This is a genomic window from Planomonospora sp. ID67723 (genome assembly GCF_015711605.1).
Lineage (GTDB): Bacteria > Actinomycetota > Actinomycetes > Streptosporangiales > Streptosporangiaceae > Planomonospora_A.
Genome location: NZ_JABTEZ010000001.1, coordinates 1,369,414 through 1,389,246 on the forward strand (window position 1 = coordinate 1,369,414; position 19,833 = coordinate 1,389,246).

Annotated in this window: 15 protein-coding genes; 7 read left to right on the plus strand and 8 right to left on the minus strand. The window is 71.6% G+C overall.

The window, feature by feature from the left end; translation table 11 throughout:
• The first annotated feature begins 245 nt into the window (after positions 1 to 245).
• Genes HS041_RS06525 through HS041_RS06540 form a run of 4 tightly spaced genes read left to right on the plus strand, consistent with a single transcriptional unit; the run spans position 246 to position 3,989 of the window.
• The gene (locus HS041_RS06525; RefSeq protein ID WP_196439578.1) at positions 246 to 1,700 is read left to right on the plus strand and encodes a sugar transferase; all 1,455 of its coding nucleotides are present in this window, start codon (positions 246 to 248) and stop codon (positions 1,698 to 1,700) included.
• 38 nt (positions 1,701 to 1,738) lie between these two features.
• Complete coding sequence (locus HS041_RS06530) at positions 1,739 to 3,004, plus strand: hypothetical protein (protein WP_196439579.1); 1,266 nt, start codon at positions 1,739 to 1,741, stop codon at positions 3,002 to 3,004.
• Positions 3,001 to 3,450, plus strand: a complete 450-nt coding sequence (gene pssD, locus HS041_RS06535; protein ID WP_196439580.1) for a PssD/Cps14F family polysaccharide biosynthesis glycosyltransferase — start codon at positions 3,001 to 3,003, stop codon at positions 3,448 to 3,450. The genes HS041_RS06530 and pssD overlap by 4 nt, the downstream gene beginning before the upstream one ends.
• 2 nt (positions 3,451 to 3,452) lie before the next feature.
• Complete coding sequence (locus HS041_RS06540) at positions 3,453 to 3,989, plus strand: glycosyltransferase (protein WP_196439581.1); 537 nt, start codon at positions 3,453 to 3,455, stop codon at positions 3,987 to 3,989.
• Positions 3,990 to 4,180: 191 nt separating this feature from the next.
• Here the strand turns inward: HS041_RS06540 and HS041_RS06545 are convergent, their stop codons facing one another.
• The 6 genes from HS041_RS06545 to HS041_RS06570 all read right to left on the minus strand — a co-directional run bounded on the left by HS041_RS06545 (position 4,181) and on the right by HS041_RS06570 (position 12,969).
• Positions 4,181 to 5,023, minus strand: a complete 843-nt coding sequence (locus tag HS041_RS06545) for an SMI1/KNR4 family protein (RefSeq protein WP_196439582.1) — start codon at positions 5,021 to 5,023, stop codon at positions 4,181 to 4,183.
• Between the two features lie 212 nt (positions 5,024 to 5,235).
• Positions 5,236 to 8,076: a fibrinogen-like YCDxxxxGGGW domain-containing protein gene (locus HS041_RS06550; RefSeq protein ID WP_196439583.1), complete on the minus strand. Its 2,841-nt coding sequence runs from the start codon at positions 8,074 to 8,076 to the stop codon at positions 5,236 to 5,238.
• 180 nt (positions 8,077 to 8,256) lie between these two features.
• Positions 8,257 to 9,156: a sulfotransferase gene (locus HS041_RS06555; RefSeq protein WP_196439584.1), complete on the minus strand. Its 900-nt coding sequence runs from the start codon at positions 9,154 to 9,156 to the stop codon at positions 8,257 to 8,259.
• A 13-nt stretch (positions 9,157 to 9,169) separates the two neighbouring features.
• Positions 9,170 to 10,783 (minus strand): oligosaccharide flippase family protein, encoded by a 1,614-nt coding sequence (locus tag HS041_RS06560; RefSeq protein WP_196439585.1) that lies wholly within the window; start codon positions 10,781 to 10,783, stop codon positions 9,170 to 9,172.
• Positions 10,780 to 12,069, minus strand: a complete 1,290-nt coding sequence (locus HS041_RS06565; protein WP_196439586.1) for an O-antigen ligase family protein — start codon at positions 12,067 to 12,069, stop codon at positions 10,780 to 10,782. Before HS041_RS06565 ends, HS041_RS06560 begins: the two co-directional genes overlap by 4 nt.
• Positions 12,070 to 12,075: 6 nt before the next feature.
• Positions 12,076 to 12,969 (minus strand): glycosyltransferase family 2 protein, encoded by an 894-nt coding sequence (locus HS041_RS06570; protein ID WP_196439587.1) that lies wholly within the window; start codon positions 12,967 to 12,969, stop codon positions 12,076 to 12,078.
• Positions 12,970 to 13,123: 154 nt separating this feature from the next.
• Here HS041_RS06570 and HS041_RS06575 point away from each other — a divergent pair, with 154 nt between their 5' ends.
• Positions 13,124 to 14,218, plus strand: coding sequence for a hypothetical protein (locus tag HS041_RS06575; protein ID WP_196439588.1), 1,095 nt, complete (start codon positions 13,124 to 13,126; stop codon positions 14,216 to 14,218).
• A 69-nt stretch (positions 14,219 to 14,287) separates the two neighbouring features.
• Here HS041_RS06575 and HS041_RS06580 read toward each other — a convergent pair whose 3' ends face one another.
• Both HS041_RS06580 and HS041_RS39940 read right to left on the minus strand, forming a co-directional pair.
• Complete coding sequence (locus HS041_RS06580; protein ID WP_196439589.1) at positions 14,288 to 15,208, minus strand: polysaccharide deacetylase family protein; 921 nt, start codon at positions 15,206 to 15,208, stop codon at positions 14,288 to 14,290.
• A 2-nt stretch (positions 15,209 to 15,210) separates the two neighbouring features.
• Positions 15,211 to 16,311 (minus strand): GNAT family N-acetyltransferase, encoded by a 1,101-nt coding sequence (locus HS041_RS39940; RefSeq protein WP_196439590.1) that lies wholly within the window; start codon positions 16,309 to 16,311, stop codon positions 15,211 to 15,213.
• 184 nt (positions 16,312 to 16,495) lie between these two features.
• On the opposite strand from HS041_RS39940, the gene HS041_RS06590 reads away from it, so the two are divergent.
• Together HS041_RS06590 and HS041_RS06595 are read left to right on the plus strand one after the other, a co-directional pair.
• Entirely contained in the window at positions 16,496 to 18,082 is a 1,587-nt protein-coding gene (locus HS041_RS06590; protein WP_196439591.1) for a tyrosine-protein kinase domain-containing protein, read from the plus strand.
• Positions 18,083 to 18,377: 295 nt separating this feature from the next.
• Positions 18,378 to 19,832: a sugar transferase gene (locus HS041_RS06595; RefSeq protein ID WP_196439592.1), complete on the plus strand. Its 1,455-nt coding sequence runs from the start codon at positions 18,378 to 18,380 to the stop codon at positions 19,830 to 19,832.
• Position 19,833: the final 1 nt, after the last annotated feature.

Here is a 19,833-nt window from a genome sequence, read left to right on the forward strand (position 1 = left end):
AGTGACCTGAGGGAGCCGTCCCGGTCGAGGGGCCGGGTATGTCTGTCACCTTCCCATAAAGAGATGGTAGATCGTCTATGTAACTAATGTCCGTTTAAGGTAAGTATAGGGTCTAATATCTTCTTACTTAATCATTAAGATCTTTTTAGCTCTATGGGATGAATCGGTGGCCCTGTGCCTGGATTCGTCTCTGCGGCAGGTGGGGTGGCTGTGCGGTACGGGACGGACGCGGAGCCGTGAGGGCGATGACCGCCGCTGCAGAGGACGACCGCCGACCGGTGACCGAGGCCTTCCCCGCGGCGGACGGCGCCGGTTGGGAGAAGGGCTACCTCCGCGGGGCCGTCCTGGGTGACGCGGCCTGCGGTGTGTCGGTGTTCGCCGGGCTGATCGGCGCGAGGACGGCGGCCGGCGGTCTCTACCCGCCCGAACTGGTGGTCGGGGCGTTGCTGACCGTGCTCTGGCCGGTCGCCGTCGCGGTCGCCGGAGGCTATCAGGCACACCGCGTCGGAGACGGGCCCGATGAGTACCGGGCGGCGCTCCAGGGCGCGGCCGGGCTGGCCTCCCTGGTGGCCATCATCGCCTACGCCACCCAGACGCCGGTCGCGCGGACATACGTGATCGCGGGCTTCCCGCTGCTGGCCTTCGCCGCGCTCTGTTTCCGGTACGGCTGGCGCAAGCGGCTGCACCGGCGCCGGGCGCGGGGGGAGGGGCTGCGCCGCGTGGTCGCCGTGGGTCACCGGGAGGCGGTGGCCGAACTGGTCTCCCAGCTGCGCCGTGAGCGCTACCACGGGATGCGGGTGGTGGCCGTCTGCCTGCCGTCGTCTCCCCTCGGGCTTCCCGCCGACGTGGGCGGCGTCCCGGTGCTGGGCGACTTCGCCGGCGTGGCGGAGGCGGTGGCGAAGGCCTCCGGCGACGCCGTCGCGGTGCTCGCCTGCCCCGAGCTCGACGGCGTGGCGCTGCGCAGGATGAGCTGGCGGCTCGCCGAGAGCGACACGGATCTCTACGTCGCCTCCGCGCTGATGGAGGTGGCCGGCCCCCGCACCACCGTGCGCCCGGTGGCCGGACTCCCTCTGCTGCACGTGGAGCATCCGGACCTGGCCGGTCCCCGGCAGCTCTTCAAGAGCGCCTTCGACAAGGTCGTCGCCGCGCTGGCGCTGCTCGTCCTGCTCCCCCTCCTGTCGGGGATCTGGCTGGCCGTGCGCGCCACGAGCAGCGGTCCGGCGATCTTCACCCAGGTCCGGGTCGGCAAGAACGGCAGGGAGTTCCGGGTCCTCAAGTTCAGGACCATGGTCGTCGGGGCCGAGGCCCTCCGGGCGGAGGCGGGCGGTGACGACGGCAACGGGGTCCTGTTCAAGCTCAGGAACGACCCGAGGGTCACGCCGGTCGGCTCCTGGCTGCGCCGCTACTCGCTGGACGAGCTGCCGCAGATCGTCAACGTCCTCACCGGGGAGATGTCCCTGGTGGGCCCGCGTCCCCCGCTCCCGGCCGAGGTCGCCCGGTACGGCGCCGACGTCCACCGGCGCCTGGTGGTCAAGCCCGGGATGACCGGGCTCTGGCAGGTGAGCGGGCGCTCCGACCTGACGTGGGAGGAGTCGGTCCGGCTCGACCTGCGCTACGTGGAGAACTGGTCGCTGACCTTGGACCTGCAGATCCTCTGGAAGACCTGGGCGGCGGTGATCCGCGGCACCGGAGCCTACTGAGCCGATCGGTGATTTTCGCACGACCGAATGGATTTTCGTTGCCAACGACGCTCGACGGCGGTCCGCACCCGGCCGCCGAGCCGTCCGAGGCGCTGCGCACGCTGGTCACACAGCTGTGGCGGCCCTCTGACGACGCCCCTACGATCCACGTGACCCTCGACCGCGCCCCCGCCGGTCACCGGGTCGTCGAACGCTACGCGGTCGTGCCCACCCCGGCCCGCGCCCGCTTCCTGGTGCCCCTGGTCACCCGCAGGTCCGCCGCGGCCTCGGTCGGCGGGTACGGCGGGCTGCGCCCGCCCGGCGTGCGGGCGGCCCGCGCCCTGCTCGGCCTCGGCTTCCGCAGCGGCCTCGCGCAGCATGCCCTGCGACGCACGCTGGTGGTCTCGGCCGGAGACGGCCTGTCCGGCCGGTCGATCGCCGGCCACCTGCTGACCGCGCACCTCTCCGAGATCCTGGGCGGCCGGCTGGCCGCCGGGATCAGCGTGCGCGAGCCCGATCCCAACCTCAAACCGGTTCTGCAGCTCCTCCACCCGGACGGGCGGCCCGCCGGTTTCGCCAAGGTCGGCTGGAACGAGGCGACCCGCGGGCTCGTCACGCGGGAGGCGCAGGCCACGGCGGCGGTACGGCACGCCGTACCGGCCCGCCTGCCCGAGCTCCTGCACCACGGCCGGTGGCAGGGGCGGGACCTCGTGGTCACCGCGCCGCTGCCGCCGGGCGTCCGGCGCCATCCCGACCCCGACCGGCCGCCCGACCCCCGGATCCCGCTGGGCGTCGCCGAGAGCTGCGGGACCCGCCTCCTGCCGCTCGCCGCGTCCGGCTACTGGCGGGAGCTCACGGCAGAGGTCGGGGCGATGGCGGGTGAGGCGCCCGCGGCGATCCGCGCCGCGATGGAACGGGTCGAGGCCGCCCGGGGCGGGACCGAGCTGCGGTTCGGCCGCTGGCACGGCGACTGGACGCCGTGGAACCTCGGCTGGAACGGCCGTGAGCTGTGGATCTGGGACTGGGAGCACAGCACCGCGGAGGTCCCCGTCGGCTTCGACCCGCTCCACTGGCGGTTCCAGGTCGCGGTGGCGCTGCGGGACCTCCCCCTGGACGACGGCGTCGCGGCCGTGCGCGCCGCGGCCCGGGCCGAGCTGGGCGGGATGGGCGTGCCCGCCGGGGAGCGGGGGCTGCTCGCCGTCCTCTACCTGCTGGAGATGTTCGTGCGGACGTGCCGTCTCGAACAGGGAGGCGGTGGCTGGCACTCCCGGGTGTTCCCCGAGGCCATGCTCCCGATTCTGCGTGAAATGGAGACGATGGGATGAAAGTGCTCTTCGTGTGCTCCGGTGGAGGGCATCTCACACAGCTCTACCGGCTCCGCGGCTGGTGGGGCGAGCATGAGCGGCACTGGGTGACCTTCAAGCAGGCCGACGCGATCTCGCTGCTCGACGGCGAGCACGTGAGCTGGGCCTACCACCCGACCACCCGCAACATCCCCAACCTGATCCGCAACCTCCTGCTCGCGGTCAGGCTGCTTCCCCGTGTGCGGCCCGACGTCATCGTCAGCACCGGCGCGGGCGTCGCGTTCCCGTTCTTCCTGCTGGCCAAGGTCATGCGCTGCCGCACGGTCTACCTGGAGGTCTACGACCGCATCGACTCGGGCACCCTGACCGGCAGGCTCTGCTACCCGCTGTCCGACCTGTTCCTGCTCCAGTGGCCGGAGCAGCAGGCGGTCTACCCCCGCGGCGTCGTGGTCGGGCAGGTGCTCTGAACATGACCGAGCGTCCTCTCGTGCTGGTCACGGCCGGTACCGACCACCACCCCTTCCACCGGTTGAGCGACTGGGTCGAACGCTGGCTGGCGGACAGGGGCGACACGGTCCGCTGCGTGGTGCAGCACGGCACGTCGCGCCCCGTGCGCGGCGCCGAGTGCCACGAGATGCTGCCCCACGGCGAGCTGCGCGGCCTGATGGAGGAGGCCGCCGTCGTCGTCTGCCAGGGAGGGCCCGGCGGGATCACCGAGGCCAGGTCCGCCGGGCGGCTGCCCGTCGTGGTCCCCCGTACGGCCAGGCTGGGCGAGCACGTCGACGACCACCAGCTCCGTTTCACCCAGGTCATGGCGGGGCACGGCCGGATCGCCCTGGCCGCCTCCGCCGAGGAGCTCGCCGCCCACCTCGACGCCGCGCTCGCCGAGCCCGGACGGTACGGCGTCGTGCCGGACGACGGCCGCGTCCCGGCGACGACGCTCCTGTTCGGCAAGCTCATCGGCGAGCTGGTCGCCCGTCCCCGTGGAAGGGCGCGCCGCGGCTAAAGCCTGTCCTGTGAATCTTCAGCCCAGGAGTTCCCCCTGGTCGCCGACGGGGCAGGCGTGGTGCACCGCGGAGGACTCACCGATCAGCAGTGGGAGCAGACCAGTCCGACGGCACCTGGGAGCGGATCTTCGGGCACGTCGAAGCCAGCGTCCAGGCCGAGGATCGCCGCTTCGGACCGGCTTCCGTGCCCCTAACGGCCGGCAGGTGAACCGTCCGGCCGGATCGTGATCCATGGGCCTGCGTAGCTGGTGGTTTGCGCGTTGAGGATGACCTCGGCGGCGCCGTCGCGAAACGGCAGGACACTGCGGAACCTTTTCCCGAGCGGGATCCGCCAGGCACCGGTGCCGTCGATCAGCCCGTAGGAGTACGGGGAGCCCTCCTGCGACTCCACCCAGGCCAAGTCCAGATCCTGGGCGGTGTACGGTGCCTGGTCGTAGGAGCCGCCCAGCGAGTAGTCGAGGAGCCGGTGAGGGTCGCCCTCGCCGCCGTTCTTCTCGCGCAGTGCGGCGATCTCGTCGGTCTCGAATGCGGTGACGTAGGCGTGCAACCGGGAGATCTCCCCGTCCAGCCACTCGGTGAAGGTGCCGATCTCCTCCTGCGGCATGCCGCGCTCGACCAGCCAGACGACCGGCTCGCCGCCGCCGGCCGCCGGTCCGAACGAGTAGCCCTCGATCTCGGACAGGTCGTATCCGGCGAAGAAGGCGTGCCGGCAGAGGGTCGGCCGGTCGTCGGCGGGTTCGGGCCACACGTCCTCGGGGTCGGGCAGGTCGACCGAGAGGCGCGCCATCGCCTCCGGCGGGAGGAAGGAGATCCCGTTCCTGTCGTAGTAGCCGAACCCGATGACCGGATATCCCACCTCGGAGACGAACGCCCGGTAGTCGGCGGGGAGGAGGTGATCCATGCCGGCTCCGCGCGGATGCTCGGCGGAGCGGGCGTAGCGGAGTTGTTCCGGGGCGAAGTGCAGTCCCCAGTCGAGCTCGCGGTCGCGGAGCGTCTTTTCGAAGGCCCGCCACCGGCCGATGACATCGATCACGTTCTCAGCGTAGTTTTCGAGCGGCGAGCTGGTCGAACCAGCGTTGGGAGATTCACAGGACAGGCCTTAGCCCGGCGGGGCCTGCCCGGTCCCGGCGCGCCGTACGTCGCCCGGCCGCGGACGGCAGGACAGCCGAAGACGCCCGGCGGGGAGAACCCCGCCGGGCGTCCGGTCCGGTCGGCCGCCGTCCTGCCGGGAAGCGGCCGTCCGGCTCAGTTCGGCGTCGCGGTGACGGTCATCGCGAAGCTGAGGTCGGCGCTCCACCGGTCGTACTGGTGCATCTCCACGGCGATCGTGTTGGTCCCGGCGACCAGGACGCCGGCCGGAACGGTCAGCCGGACCGGCGTGCGCTCCTGGGCGTTGGTGGAGTAGCCGGTCAGGGCGGTCGTGTCGTGGGCGATCGGGCCGGCGGGGAGGTTCTCCCTGCCGACTTCCGTGCCGTTGACGTAGACCACGGCGCCGTCGTCGCGGATCAGGTCGATCAGCAGGCTCTTGTGGGCGGCCGGGTCGGCGACCTTGAGCGCGGTCCGGAAGTAGGCGGTCACGTGCCGGGGCGTCGTGCCCGCGGGCAGCAGCGTCGCCTCGTCGCCGTCCCCGTAGCCGAACTCGCCGGGGCCCGAGGCCCAGGACGAGTCGTCGAAGGCCGGGGCGGTCCAGGAGGCGCCCAGGTCGACGCCGTCGTAGCGCCACTTCCAGGTCGCGCTCCTGGCCAGCAGGACGACCGGGTCACCGGAGCCGCCGGGGCCCTCCAGCCTGAGCGCGGTGGTGCTCGCCGAGCGGTTGCCCGCCGCGTCCACGGCCCGCACCCAGTACTTGTGGGCGCCCGAGGCGGTCGCGTCGGTGTAGGAGGTGCCGCCCGTCGTGGCGATCACACGGTCGTCGCGGAGCACCTCGTAGGAGAGCGAGCCGGAGTTGTCGCTCGCGGCGCTCCAGGCGAGCTGGTTGCCGGCCGCGGTGCCGGTCGAGCGGAGACCCGACGGGGCGGAGGGCGCCTTGGCGTCGGTGGCGCACAGCCGGCCGAAGCCGCCCAGCCACTGGTAGGAGCCGGTCGCGCTGTCCCAGGAGCCGCGGTTCATGTCACCGCCGAACCACAGGCAGCCGTTGTCGTCCGTGGTCAGAGCCCAGGGGCCGTCGCCGCGGCGCGAGTCGATCGACGGTGCGAAGTTCGGCAGGTACTTTCCGGTCTTCGCATCCCAGGCGCCGATCCAGTTGATCTGGTGCGCGTTCGACCAGCCGGTGGTGTTGTCCCAACTGGAGGCCCCGTTGAAGACGAACTCCGGGCAGTGGCAGGAGCCGTAGATGACGCCGTCCTTGACGATGGACGCCTGCAGGTCGCCTCCGCCCCTGGTGATGTGGCCGGTGACCTTGGTCAGGTCGTCTCGGGTGTAGAGCTGGAAGTCGTGCTGGGAGCCGCCCATCCAGACGCGGTCGCCCACCTCGGCGACGGTCTGGCGGTAGTCGCGGTTGGCGGTGGCGGTGCTCGGCTTCCAGTCGCCCATACCGGGGACCAGGGCGGCCGGGGTGGAGGTGCCGACCACGGCGAAGCTGTTGGCGGGCTTGTCGTTCACCTTCTCGAAGAAACCGCCGAAGTAGACGCGGTCGCCCTTCTCGCTCACGTCCAGATCGACCACGGGCTGGTCGAAGTGCGGCGTCCACTTCTCGTCGGGACGCCCGTCGGAGACGCGCACGCGGGCGGCGGCGACGGCCCAGACCTTCGAGGAGAGCGGGCTGCCGCCGGCGACGTGGTTGAAGGCGCCGCCCACGTACAGCCAGTCGTCCTGCACGTCGAGAGCCTTGACCTTGACGGCGAGGCCGCTCGCACGGGTGAAGGTCGTCCGCCAGCCGGGCACGACCTTGCCGGTCGCGGGGTCGAGCGCGGCCATTCCCGCGGTGTTCGGCTCCCCGTTGACGCCGGTGAACTCGCCCGCGATGACGATCTTGTCGCCCAGCGGCTGGATGTCCCACACCTGACCGTTGAGGACGGGCAGGAACGAGGAGCGCCACTCGCCGCTGTCGGCGTCGAAGGCGGCCAGGTACGGCTGCTCCTTCTTCGCGCCCGCGGCGCCCTGCTGGACGTACCGGAACCTGCCGCCCACATAGACGGTGTCACCCAGCACGCCGAGCGCCTGGACCTCGAGGAACTCCTCGCCGACGCCGCTGCCCATCACGCCGGTCACGCCCCAGGGCAGGGGGGTGGTCGCGTTGGAGACCAGCGGGGTCACCGTGGAGGCGGGGGTGCCCGCGTCGGGGACGGCGTCGTACGAGGCGCTGGTGATCTTCGGCCGGATGAAGACCTGGGTGAACGGGATCGGGTTCCCCTCGGAGCCCTTCTGCCAGAGGTAGCTCGTGCCGCTGCTGGAGCCGCCGGTCTGCCCGGCCCCGTAGCTGAAGCCCTTCTCCCAGCCGTGGCCCTGCCACTCGTAGGTGAAGACGCGGCGCGATCCGCTGTTGTTGTTCCAGTCGCGGGTGCTGCCGCCGGCGTAGGCGGTCCCGTCCACGACGACGGAGGAGAGCGGGTGGGAGGGATTGGCGTCGAAGGTCCAGGACCAGTCGTCGCGGTCCTTGAACTTCCAGCGCATCTCCTGCCAGGAGGTGCCGGTGGCGTCGGCCGCGCGGCGGAGCCGTACCCCGTCCGGGAGCGCGTCCACGCGGGTGCCGTTCAGCAGGGCGTTGACGGTGTCGCCGCCGAGGGCGGCGGGCGCGAACGCGCCGGTGCCCGAGGGGGTGTTCCGGACGTTGCCGGGGGTGCGCTGGCCGGGATGGTAGAACGTCCAGCCCTCACGGCCCCGGCCGATGAGGACCCAGCCGCCGCCGTCGGTCGTCATGTCGCAGTAGAACTGCTGCGGGGCGACGAGCATGGGTGTCTGCAGCCAGTAGACGCCGTCGGCGCTGGCCGGATGGCTCTGCTTGATGGCCCAGCAGGACGGCGCGGCCTTGGCGGACGCGGTGCCGTCGGGGGCCGGTGCGGCCTGTATGACATGGGCGGACGCCTGCGGCCCGCCGACGGCGACGCCCGCGCCGCCGAGCAGGCCGGACAGCGCCAGGGCTGTCACGGCACGACGAAGAGATGACATGTGCTCCCCCCCGGGATCTTGGATGTGCAAGGTAGTTGCCCGGACAGAAGCCGATGACGGGCGTAGGGCCCCCCAGAGCCAATCTGGACGGCAAAATATCGTGTTTCGGACGGAACGGTCAAACAGGAAAGAATGCTTATCGGATCAGTTGATGTCCGTTCAGGGACCCCAGGGGAAAGTCCGGCCGAGAAGCCGGAAAAGTTCCTCGTTGTGCGGCCGGTAGAACTCCGTCAGCTCCGCCGCCGTCTCCGGGTTCATCGGGGGCGCGGGCAGGTAGTTGTGCCGGTCGGCGACCGGAAGCTCCCACTCGGGAAGGCCGAGGAATCGGACCACCTCGGCGAATGTCTCCTTTTCGTTGCGATAGAGGTCCTCGGCCGCGATGATCAGGATGTTCTCCCGCGGGAACAGCTTCAGCCAGCGCTCCACCTGGGGAAGGTAGACGCCCCGGTCGCGGTAGGAGTGGAAGTCGTGCGCCCGGCTGTAGTAATAGGGGTCGGCCGCCATCCGCTCGGCCTCGCCCCGCAGCCGCTCGGGCTCGGCGGCGAGCGCCTCCTCGAAGCTCAGCGTCTCCGTTCCCGCGTCCACCCGCTCCCAGTAGTGCGAGTAGGCGCGCCTGACCGGGTTCCGGAGCGAGAAGATGATCTTCACGTCGGGCATGCGTTCGAGGACCCGCTCGGCCACCGGCGGGTAGTACATGTAGTAGGGGCAGGCCTCGCCGGTCAGCGGGCGGACGCCGTACTTCTCCTCCAGCCGGTCCAGCCGCCGCTCGGTGGCGAAGTGGGACCGGTACCACGCGTCGCCCCTGGCGTAGTTGACGTAGAAGTACCAGGGGCTCTTGATCTCCCGCGACTCCGGATACATCGGCATGACCAGCGGGTGCTGGACCAGGTAGTTCCACAGGGACGTGGTTCCGCCGCGCTTGGAGCCGACGATCAGGAAGTCGGGCAGGTGCCGCCGGTCGGCGGTGCGCACCGCGTACGCGCGCGTCGCGGCGTTCACGGCGTCCTTCACCCACCGGGGGGAGCGGTCCTTCATCCGGGCGGCGAGGCTCCGGCTCATTGGGTTTCCTCCTTCAGCGCCGTCGAACGGTCTCGACGAGCAGGTCCATGTGCAGGTCCCGGCGTCCCCGCCACAGGACCAGGCCGTATCCCGCGCAGGCGACGGCCAGGTATCCGGCGAACGCCGAAGCGGTGGGCTCGGCGACGAGGCGCGCCAGCACGCCGGCGCCGCCGAACCAGAACAGCGCCCAGAGCCCGGGGCGGGCCAGGCCGCGCAGGCCCAGCCGCAGGCCGAGTCCGTAGCGGACCTGGAGGGCGGCGGCCACGGTGTCGACCAGTTCGGCGGCGGCCCAGGCGAGCGCGGCCCCGACGATGCCCAGACGCGGCACCAGGACCAGGTTGAGCGCCACGTTGACCGCGAGCGCGGCGACCTTGTTGCCGAGCGCCCACGAGCTCTTGCCCCCCATGAGCAGGACGGTCTGCACGTTGCCGGCCGCCATCACGACCAGCATCGAGCCGGCGAGGATCGCCAGGGCCGTCGCGCCCCCGGCGAACCCGGGGCCGAAGAGCGTGAGCACGAACGGGCCGAAGCAGGCGAGCGCCAGGTAGAGCGGCCAGGAGGCGATCATCACCCAGCCGGTCGCCACGGTGTTCAGCCGTTCGGCCTCGCCGTGCTCCCTCCTGGCCAGCAGGGCCGCGATCTGCGGTGCGACCGCGATCCGGGTGGCGGCCAGCACGAGCGTCCCCGTCGTGATGAACCGGCTGGCGGTGGCGTAGATCCCGGCCTCGTGGTTGGAGACCAGCGCGCCGACGATGAGCACGTCGAGCCAGACGATGAGGATCTCGATCGTCGCGGCGACCCCGCGGGCCCCGGAGAAGAGCCAGAACTCCCGGACCGCCCGCGGGTCCCGTCCGCCGCCGGCCCCCGCCCGCCGGATCATCCGCCAGAGCAGTACGGCGGCCGCCGCGAAGGTCAGCGCGACCGGGGCCGACCAGGCGAGCACCACGGCTCCGGAGCCGAGGCCGAGCCCGACGGCGGCCACCGCGAGCAGTGGGCGGGCGGCGGGCATGGCGACGCTGACGGCGGTGTGGGCGGTCAGGTCGCCCAGCCCGCGCATGCCGGACAGGAGCACCATCCGGGCGGCCGAGACGGCGAGGAAGGGCGCGGCGATCCTCAGGAAGAGGGTGGCCTGGTCGAGGTGGGCGGGATCGGCGAAGAGGGAGGCGACCCAGGGCGCGCAGGCGTACAGGGCCGCCGCCGCGACCGCACTCGCGGCCAGGACGGGGACGAGTGCCGCGACGGTCACCCGCCGCAGGTCCGACATCCGCCCCAACGCCTTCAGCCGGGCGGCGGAACGCACCAGCCCGGTGTCCGCGCCCAGCTCCGTGACCTCACTGAGGATCATGAACAGGGCCGCCACGATGAAGAAGACGCCCGCCTCCGCGGGACCGAGCAGCCGCGCCACCACGACGGTCATCAGGAAGCCGGTCGCCGCCGAGACGACGGAGCCCAGCAGGGTGACGAGGCCGCCCCTGGCGAGATTCCTGAGCTCCCTGCGGTCCCCGGCGCCGGGGTTCCCGGCGGCTGCCGGGTCCGCGGCGTCGTCGGTGCTCACGGCGTCGTCGGTGGTCGCGGCGTCGTCGAGGTTCCCGCCGCGGTCGAGGTCTTCCGCGTCCCGGGCGGTCATGCCCCCGCCTCCGGCGGATCCTGGCTCCGCAGGTCCCTCAGGTGCCGCAGACCGAGCGCGGCGGCCGTGAAGATGACGACGAGCTGGGTGCTGTCGAGCCCGTAGTAGAACATCATGAAAACCGCCATGACGGGCACGACGTGCAGCCAGACCAGGTCCAGCGGGAGGGTCCTGGTCCGCCAGGCGAGACCGGCGAGGAAGAGCGTGAACAGCAGGAGGGCGGGGAAGCCGAACGAGAACATGATGTTCCAGAACTGGCCCTGGGTGCCGACCGAGACCCCGATGGTGGCCGAGGGGCGCGGGGCGCCGTACCCCAGGACCGGCGACTCCAGGGTGCGCAGGAACGCCTCCAGGTAGATGCCCACCCGGTCGTCGTTGGAGCCGCTCACCGAGGTCCGCGAGGTGATGCCGTCGGCGACCCCGGTCAGGTAGGCCACGACCGCGCCGACCACCATGGCGCCGACCACGGCGACCAGGCCCTTGACGTGCCCCTTGGCCGCGTAGCGCAGCGCTCCGTAGACGAGGGCGAAGCCCACGGCCAGCAGCATGCCCCGGTTGAGGGTGGCGAAGGCCGGCACCAGGGAGGCCGTGGCGAGCAGGGCCAGCAGCACGCCCTGCCGCACCGTCCCCCGGATCCGCATGAACAGCAGGACCATCGGGAGCAGCAGTGCGTAGTGGCTGCCCCAGGCGTTGGTGTAGGGGAAGGGGGCGCTGGGCCGCACGAACGGCTCCGCGGCTCCCCACGGGTGCTGCACCTCGGCGAACTTGGGATGGATGAGCTCTCCCACGAGCTCGTTGGCGGCGATCGACGGGGGCATCAGCCGCTCCATGGGCGTGGTGATCGAACCCTCGGGGAACAGAACGCCCAGATAGCCGCCGATGACCACCCAGATCCAGAAGGCCACGAGGAACTCGACCGCCCTGCCGACGGGCAGGCTCCTGGACGAGCAGTTGTAGACGTAGACGAAGATCACCGTGGCGCTGCCGTACGCGGTCAGCCTGAAGAGCAGCCCGACCAGGCGGGGCACGCTGTCGAGCTGGGTCCCCGCCACGACCATCGCCAGCAGGAAGAGCAGCCAGATCCCGAAGCCTCTGGGCACGACCACGCGCCCCCGTCGCACCAGGTTCGCCACCATGGGAAGGGCGAAGATCAGGCCGGCGAACGGAGCGAGGCCGAGCACCCACCACAGGGGATAGAACACGAACACGGCACGGAGCGGCCAGACCGGCAGCTCGCGCGCCGGGCGGTCGACGGGTCTGGAACGATCCGGTGCCATGCTCGTCACGGCGGGTCAGATCCCCCGGCCGCGCGCGTTGAGGAGGGACAGGACGCGCTGCCCGCCGACCAGCCGGGCCGCGACCAGCAGGGCCAGATACGCACGGCGCTCGCGCCAGTTGTGCCCGAGCGACCGCCGGGCCCAGCGCCTCGCCTCGGCGTGCTGCCCGGCGGCGGCGCGGTAGAAGGCGATCTGCCCCTCGATCCTGGCGATCCCGTGCGGTTCGGTGCCGAACTCGGGGTGCTTGGCCAGCAGGTGGGTGAGCGCGTCGGCGATCATCGGGAAGCGGCGGGCGAAGAAGGAGCCCTGCCAGTTGATGGCCACCAGCGGCTGCCGCACGCAGTGGATCGGTCCCAGCTTCGCGATGCGCAGCAGCAGGTCGTAGTCCTCGGCGTAGCTGCCGGGCAGGTCCTCGTCGACGGGGCCGACGACCTCGGTCAGCACCCCGCGGTCGATGATCAGCGTCGAGCCGTTCAGCGCGAACACCCGGTCCCTGAGCAGGTCGCGGTGGGTGACCGGGAGCTCGGGACCGGGACGGGAGCTGGCCGTGCCACGGCAGCGGATCTCAATGCCAGTCCCGGCGGCTATGCCGCCCGAGGAGGCCAGGAGCTCCACCTGCGCGCGGAGCTTGCCGGGCAGCCACTCGTCGTCGTCGTCGCAGAACGCGACGTAGTGGGTCCGGGCGGCGGCGATTCCGGTGTTCCGGGAGCCCGCCAGTCCGGGGGTGCGGGTGTTCACCGTGATCTCCAGGCTCCGGCCCGGGCCCCGCTCGACGTCGAGTCCGGCCGGGTCCGACTGGTCGAAGACGACGATCACGCGGATCTCGCCGGGGTACTCCTGGCCGAGGATGGCCGTGACCGCCCGGTGCAGGAGTTCGGGGCGGTCGCGGGTGGCCACCACCACCGTCACGGAAGGCAGGGGGGTTGGATGGGTATACAGCTTTTCATCCCTTCTGTGACGTATGGCCCCTCTAGGCTAGGCTCGCGCCAGAGTAGATGTCCCATTTCGGGGGGAAGTGACTGATTTTCTCGCCCCGATGACTCCAGTGATAGGTGGTTCATCAGTGGCCAGGCGCATGGCGCTCGCCCCCCTGCTGACGCTGGCGTGCGCCGGTCTCCTGGCGCCCGCGGCCCAGGCCGCCACCGCCCGCGCCCCGCAGCCGCCGGAACCGATCTTCCACGTTCTCGGCGGGCGCATCGTCGAGGCCAGCGGGCTCGCGGTGAGCGCGGACGGCGAGCGGTACTACACCCTCCCGGACGCGGGCAGGCCCGCCGAGGTGTACGTGATCGACGGGACGGGGAAGACCCGGGCGACCCTGGGGCTGCCCCGGGCCGAGCTGAACGAGGACTGGGAGGATCTCGCAGCGGTTCGCCCGGCGGGCGGCGCCGGCCACCTGTACATCGCCGACACCGGGGACGCCTTCTTCACCCGGCGGGACGCCGGGCTGCCGCCCCGGACCTCCTACCGGCTGCTCCGCATCGCCGAGCCCGGCGCGGAGGTCACCGGGAGCACCCCCGTCGCGGAGGAGGACGTCACGGTCTTCCCGCTCGTCTACGCCGACGGCGCCGCGCACAACAGTGAGGCCATGTTCGTCCAGCCCGGCACGGGCAGGGTGTTCCTGGTGGAGAAGACCGAGGACGCGAAGCGGAAAACCGGGCTGTGGAGCGCTCCCGCCGTGCTCAAGGAGGACGGGGACAACACCCTTCGCCGGGTGCTGGCCGACCTGAAGATCGTCGGTGTGTCCGGTGCGGCCTTCTCGCCGAGCGGGGACCAGGTGGTGATCCGGAACGCCACCACCGCGTACCTGTGGCGGATCAAGGACGGCGACGTCGCGCGGTCGCTGCGGGCCGAGCCCGTCGAGATCGAGCTGCCGCTGCAGAAGCAGGGCGAGGGCGTCGCCTTCACTCCCGACGGGCGCGCGCTGCTGGTGAACTCGGAGGGCGGCAGGCAGCCGGTGTGGAGGGTGCCGCTCGCGGAGGAGACCGGCACCGAGGCGGCCGAGCCTCCGGAGACGACGGTCGAGAGCCGGGACCCGGCCGTCCCCGCCCCGCCGCCCGAGAGTGCCGACGGCCTGATGCTCGCCGTCGCCGGCCTGTCGGGGACGGCGGCGATCGGCGTGCTGGCGTTCGTCGTGGTGCGCGGCAGGAGAGCGGTCTGACGGCAGGAGAGCGGTCTGACGGCGGGGGGACGGGACGGCCCGCGGGGCGGCGGGAGGGACCCCGGGCGGCTAACGCGTCCGGCGCAGGCGGTCCAGCCGGCCGGTGACCCGGGAGAGCCCCGTCGCGACGAACCCCCGGTCCGGGTCCAGCATGATCCGGCGGCCGTGGGTGCCGGGGGTGGCGGCGCCGTTCCAGCCGAACTCGGTGGTGAGGCCGTGGGCGTACCCCGCCCTCGCGGCGGCGCTCTCGGTCTCCCGGCTCACCGCGTCGGCCTGGCCGAACGGGTAGGCCACCGTGCGGATCGGCACCTGCAGCTCCCGCTCCAGGACCTCGCGTGAGCGGCGCAGATCCTCGGCCTGGTCCTCGGGCGTCTCCTGGGCCAGCGTCACGTGCCGCATGGTGTGCGAGCCGACGGAGAACCCCCGCTCGACCAGCTCCCGCGCCCCCTCCCAGTCGAGGAAGAGCCGCCCGTCCCCGGGGGAGCCCTCCGGCGTGAGCCGGTCCACCAGCTCCTCCAGCGCCACGGCCCGCTCCGCGGCCGTCATCACCCGCAGCCGGTCGGAGGCCCTGCCGTACGCCTGCCTGCCCGCCGCGCCGCGCGTCGGGTAGCGCTCGCCTCGCCAGTCGGCGGACTCCCGGGTGCTGCGGGCGAAGGCCCATCCGGCGATCTCCCACCAGGCGCGGTCGTCGCCGGAGAGCAGGCCGGGCACGAGGAAGAAGGTGGCGGGCAGCCCCAGCCGTTCCAGCACGGGTACGGCGAGCTCCAGGTTGTCGCGGTAGCCGTCGTCCCAGCAGAGCGCGACGGCCCGCGGGGGCAGCGGTTCCCCCGCCCGCAGGGCGTCCAGCGCCCGTTCCAGCGGGACCACGTTCGCCAGGCGCCGGAGCCTGCGCAACTGCCCCTCCAGCCCCGCGACGCCGGATCCGGAGACCGGGAAGCACCAGGTGGACTCGACGTTGTGCCAGCCGAAGACCGTCAGTCGGGATGTCATGATCACTGCGCTCCGAAGCCGTACCTGCGGACGCGGTTGACCGCGTCACGGGTGTCCCTGGCCCGCCGGCGCAGGTCCGGATGGCTCTTGACGTAGTTCCTGATGATCCGGGGCGGCACGTGCCTGGCGCGGTACAGCGCGGCCCGGGCCGAGCGCCGGGCGAGCCACCCCTCGGCGAGCGGTATGGACGCCCCGGCGAAGAACTCCTTGTACGGCTCGCTGCCCTTGCCCAGGTCGATGGTGCGCACCCCGTGCTCCGCCGCGGTCCGGGCGAAGCGGAGCAGCATGACCAGCCCGGGGGAGTAGGCGCCGAAGGCGTCGGCGTCGTATCCGCCGAACCAGCGCTCGTAGACCGTCCCGGAACGCAGGCCGAACTCCACCGCCACCGGCGTCTCGCCGGCGTACAGCGTGCTGAGCAGCCCGCCGTACTCCTCGGTGGAGGCCGCGAAAGCCTCCTCGACCAGTTGGCGCACCCAGGGCCAGCCGAACCGGTCGGCCGCCCCGGTCCTGCGGTAGTGCGCCGACTTCCAGCGCATCATCAGGCCGAGCAGTTCCGGGTCGCGGCCGCCGTACTCCAGCCGGAGCTCGCCGTGCTCCCTGCCCAGCTTGCGGTCCTTGCGCTCGACCCCGCTGATCGCCGACCTGGTCAGCGCCCTGCGGGCGTCGCGGTAGGCGTCGTACCCCTCGCTCAGGTCCATCACCGGGGAACCGGTGCGCGCGGCGTCGGGCGCGTGGCCGGGCAGCTGGGAGGCCAGCAGGTGGTCGAACTCCCAGACCGCCAGCGAGGCGGCCTCCAGCACGCCGGGCAGCGGAGGCCGGACGCCCGGCCGGTGCACCGCGCCCTGGCAGTCGGAGACGCCGAGGCCGAGGGCCCTGCCCACCGCGCGGCCGTGCCGCTCGTAGGGCAGGAAACCGGCCGGGCCCGCGCCGTCTTCGAACACGGCGACCTCGACGCGGACGCCCTTCCTGGCGCGGTCGACCGCCAGGGCGAAGTCCGGGGCGAGGAACGGGCTGTCCAGCCCGCCGCCCGGGATCTGCCACGAACGCCACAGGGCGAGCTCGGCGGCTCCGAGCTCGCCCGGCCGCGTGATGGTCACACGCACTGGGGCCACCTGTCGTCTTCGTCGGTCCCGCCGGGAGCGGCGGGATGGAGGGTCCTGGGGACGGTCACCGTACGCTGATCACAATTTCGGTCATATAACAACTTAAGCTCATAGTCAGATATAAACCGTCCCAGGCAAGGGTATTCTGTGTGACGTTGTGTCACAGATGTGAGGGGTGGATCCGGTGAGTTCGACGCCCCGTACGGATGTCACCGAGGTCGCCGACTACGCCGCGCTGCTGGCACGGCGCTGGTGGATCATCGCGGTGAGCGCGATGCTCGGCGTGGCCCTCTCCGCCCTGGCCGTGGTGTACCTGCCCGAGGTGTACACCGCGGAGGCGACCGTGCTCGTCACCGCCACGGACCAGAACACCCGAGACGACCAGGTCAACCTCGAGACCGAGGCGGGCCGGGTGCGCAGTGCGGAGGTGCTCAGGAAGGTCCGGCAGTCGCTCGGGACCGACGCCGGCACGGCGGATCTCGCCGAGCGGCTCAGCGTCACCGCACCCCAGGACTCGGGGCTGCTCGACATCCGTTTCGAGGGCCCCACCCCGGCCGAGGCCAGCGAGGGGGCCAACGCCTTCGCCACCGTCTACCTGACCGCCCGGCGCGCTCGGGTGGACCAGCGGTACAGGAAGCAGATCCGCGCCCTTCAGGATCAGATCAGCTCGCTCTCCGCGCAGCTCAAGGCGGTGCCGGAGGACAACGCCGACCAACGGCAGTTCTTCAACGGGCAGCTTCAGTCGTTCAGCTCCAAGCTCGCCGACATCCAGATCGAGGCCGTCGGGGTGACGGTCGGAGAGGTGATCGACCAGGCGACGCCGCCCACGAAGGCGGCCTTCCCCAACCCGGTCATGTTCCTCCCGGCCGGTCTGCTGGTCGGCCTGATGCTGGGGGTCGCGGGAGCCGTCCTGGCAGACCGCTCCGACAAGCAGGTGCGTGCCGCGACCGACCTGCGGCGGGTGCTGGGCGTCGAGGTGCTGCTCAACCTGCCCAGCAGCCGCAGAACCGTCGCCCTCGGTCTGGAGTCGGCGCGCAGCCGCGTCGGCCAGCGCTTCCACGAGCTCTGCCACGGCATCGCCGCCCGGCTCGGCGGGGGGCCGGCCAACCAGGTCGTGCTGGTGACCGCGGCCTCCGAGGGGCGGGGGGCGGGCATCGTGGCGGTCAACCTCGCCGCTGCGCTCGCCCGGACGGGCTCGGACGTCATGCTGGTCAGCGCCGACCTCGGATCGCCGGTCAGCGGCGAGCTGCTGGGGGTGGACGACACGCCGGGGCTCTCAGAGGTGCTGCTCGGCACCTCGACACTGGCGCAGGCGGAGACCCGGGCGTCGATGCCCCCGTCGCTCCGGGTCATCCCGCGCGGCGCGGTGACCGAGCAGGTCGTCGACATGCTCCAGGGCGAGCGCATGGCCCGCATGATCGACTCCTTGCGCGACCGGTGCCGCTACATCGTGGTCCAGGCGCCTCCCACGACGTCGGGTGCGGACGCGCAGGCGCTCGCCCAGCACGCCGACCTGGTGCTGATGGTCGTCGAGGTCCCCAGGACCCGTTACACGGACATCCGCGAAGGCATCCGCCAGCTCGACCAGGTGGGCGCGGAGATCCTGGGCTCCGTGGTGATCCCCTCGCAGGTCGCCGAGAGCGCGGCGCGGGCGACCGGGGCCCACGGGGCGGACCCGGCCAAGAACGGCTCGGTGGGCGCGGACGAGGACGGGCTCGGCACCACGATGATCCCCGCCGTCAAGGACGAGCTGCCCGGCCCCCCGAAGTAGCCGGTCCCGCCGGGAGCCGGCTGCCCTGACCGAGGGCCGTCCCCGGCGGCCTGCCCGCCCGTTGCCCGGCGGGTGCGAGGGGTCTCAGGTGCATGGTTGGACCGTTCCGTCAAGGTGTGACGATGCGGTTATCTCGGCCGATAGTGGACAGGCGGCTGCTATTCCGCTCGTGAATCTTGATCACTATGATTTCCACTGTTACTAACGCGCCTGATGCATTTGAGAAATCTGTAAACCGTTGAGGTTCGACGTACGTCTCTTAACGGTTAATGCGGAGGCAGTTGGGTGGGGTGGTATGCGGGTGGGGACTGAGGGGCCCGCTGTCGTGCTCCTCGATGGTGCGGCTCGGACTGCTTCAAGCATCTGGACACGCTCCTATGCCCGGATCCTGGTGGCCGGAGACCTCGCGTGCGCGGTGCTCGCGTGCGAGGTGGTGCTGGGGGCCAGGCTCTGGCTCGGTGCCTACATCCCGATGACGGAGGCGGCGCTGGGGCTGGGACTCGCCCTGGCCTGGCCGCCGGTGCTGGCGCTGGGCGGCGCCTACCGCCGCCGCGCGCACGGCGAGGGCACCGAGGAGTTCCGGGCGGTTTTCGAGGGCGGGGTCGGTCTCACGGCGGCCGTCGCGATAGGCGCCTATGCGACGCAGACGAACATAGCCAGGAGTTTTGTCATGGCAATGTTCCCTCTCGCTCTTTTCCTCACGATTTTCTTCCGCTACCGGATGCGCAAGCGGCTCCACCGGAGGCGTGCCACCGGCGAATACATGCGCCAGGTGGTCGCCGTCGGACACCGGGAGTCGGTGCTCGACCTGGTGGTCCAGTTGCGCAGGCAGCCGTACCACGGGATGACCGTGGTCGCCGCCTGCCTGCCGCCCGGCGCCGATGTCGTGGACGTCGACGGGATCCCGGTGTTCGGGGACTTCACCGACGTTCCCGAGGTGGTGGTCAAGGTCAAGGCCGACGCGGTGGCCGTCCTGGCCTGCCCGGAGCTGGACGGCGCCGCGCTGCGCCGGCTCGCCTGGCAGTTGGAGAGCGATCGCACCGACCTGTTCGTGGCGCCCGCGCTCATGGACGTCGCGGGCCCGCGCGTCAGCATCCGCCCGGTGGCGGGGATGCCGCTGCTCCACGTCGAGCACCCCGAGTTCGAGGGCGCCAAATACTGGACGAAGAACCTCTTCGACCGCTGCGGAGCCGGTCTCGCCCTGCTCGTCCTGGCGGTGCCCATGCTGGTGATCGCGGCGCTGATCCGCGCGACCAGCCCGGGTCCGGCGCTGTTCCGGCAGGCCAGGATCGGCAAGGGTGGCAGGGAGTTCCGGGTCGTCAAGTTCCGCACCATGGTCAACGACGCCGAACGGCTCAAGATGCTGCTGCTCGAGGAGAACGAGTTCGACGGGGTTCTCTTCAAGATGCGGAACGATCCAAGGGTCACCCCGATCGGGGCCTTCCTGCGGCGTTACTCCGTCGACGAGCTGCCCCAGCTGCTCAACGTGGTCCGAGGCGAGATGTCGCTGGTCGGGCCCCGCCCCCCGCTGCCCGAGGAGGTCGAGCAGTACGGCGCCGACGTCCGCCGCCGCCTGGTGGTCAAGCCCGGCATGACCGGTCTGTGGCAGGTCAGCGGCCGCTCCGACCTGACCTGGGAGGAGTCGGTCCGGCTGGACCTGCGCTACGTCGAGAACTGGTCGCTCTTCCTCGACCTGCAGATCCTCTGGAAGACCTGGAGCGTCGTCACCAGCGGAGAAGGGGCATACTGAA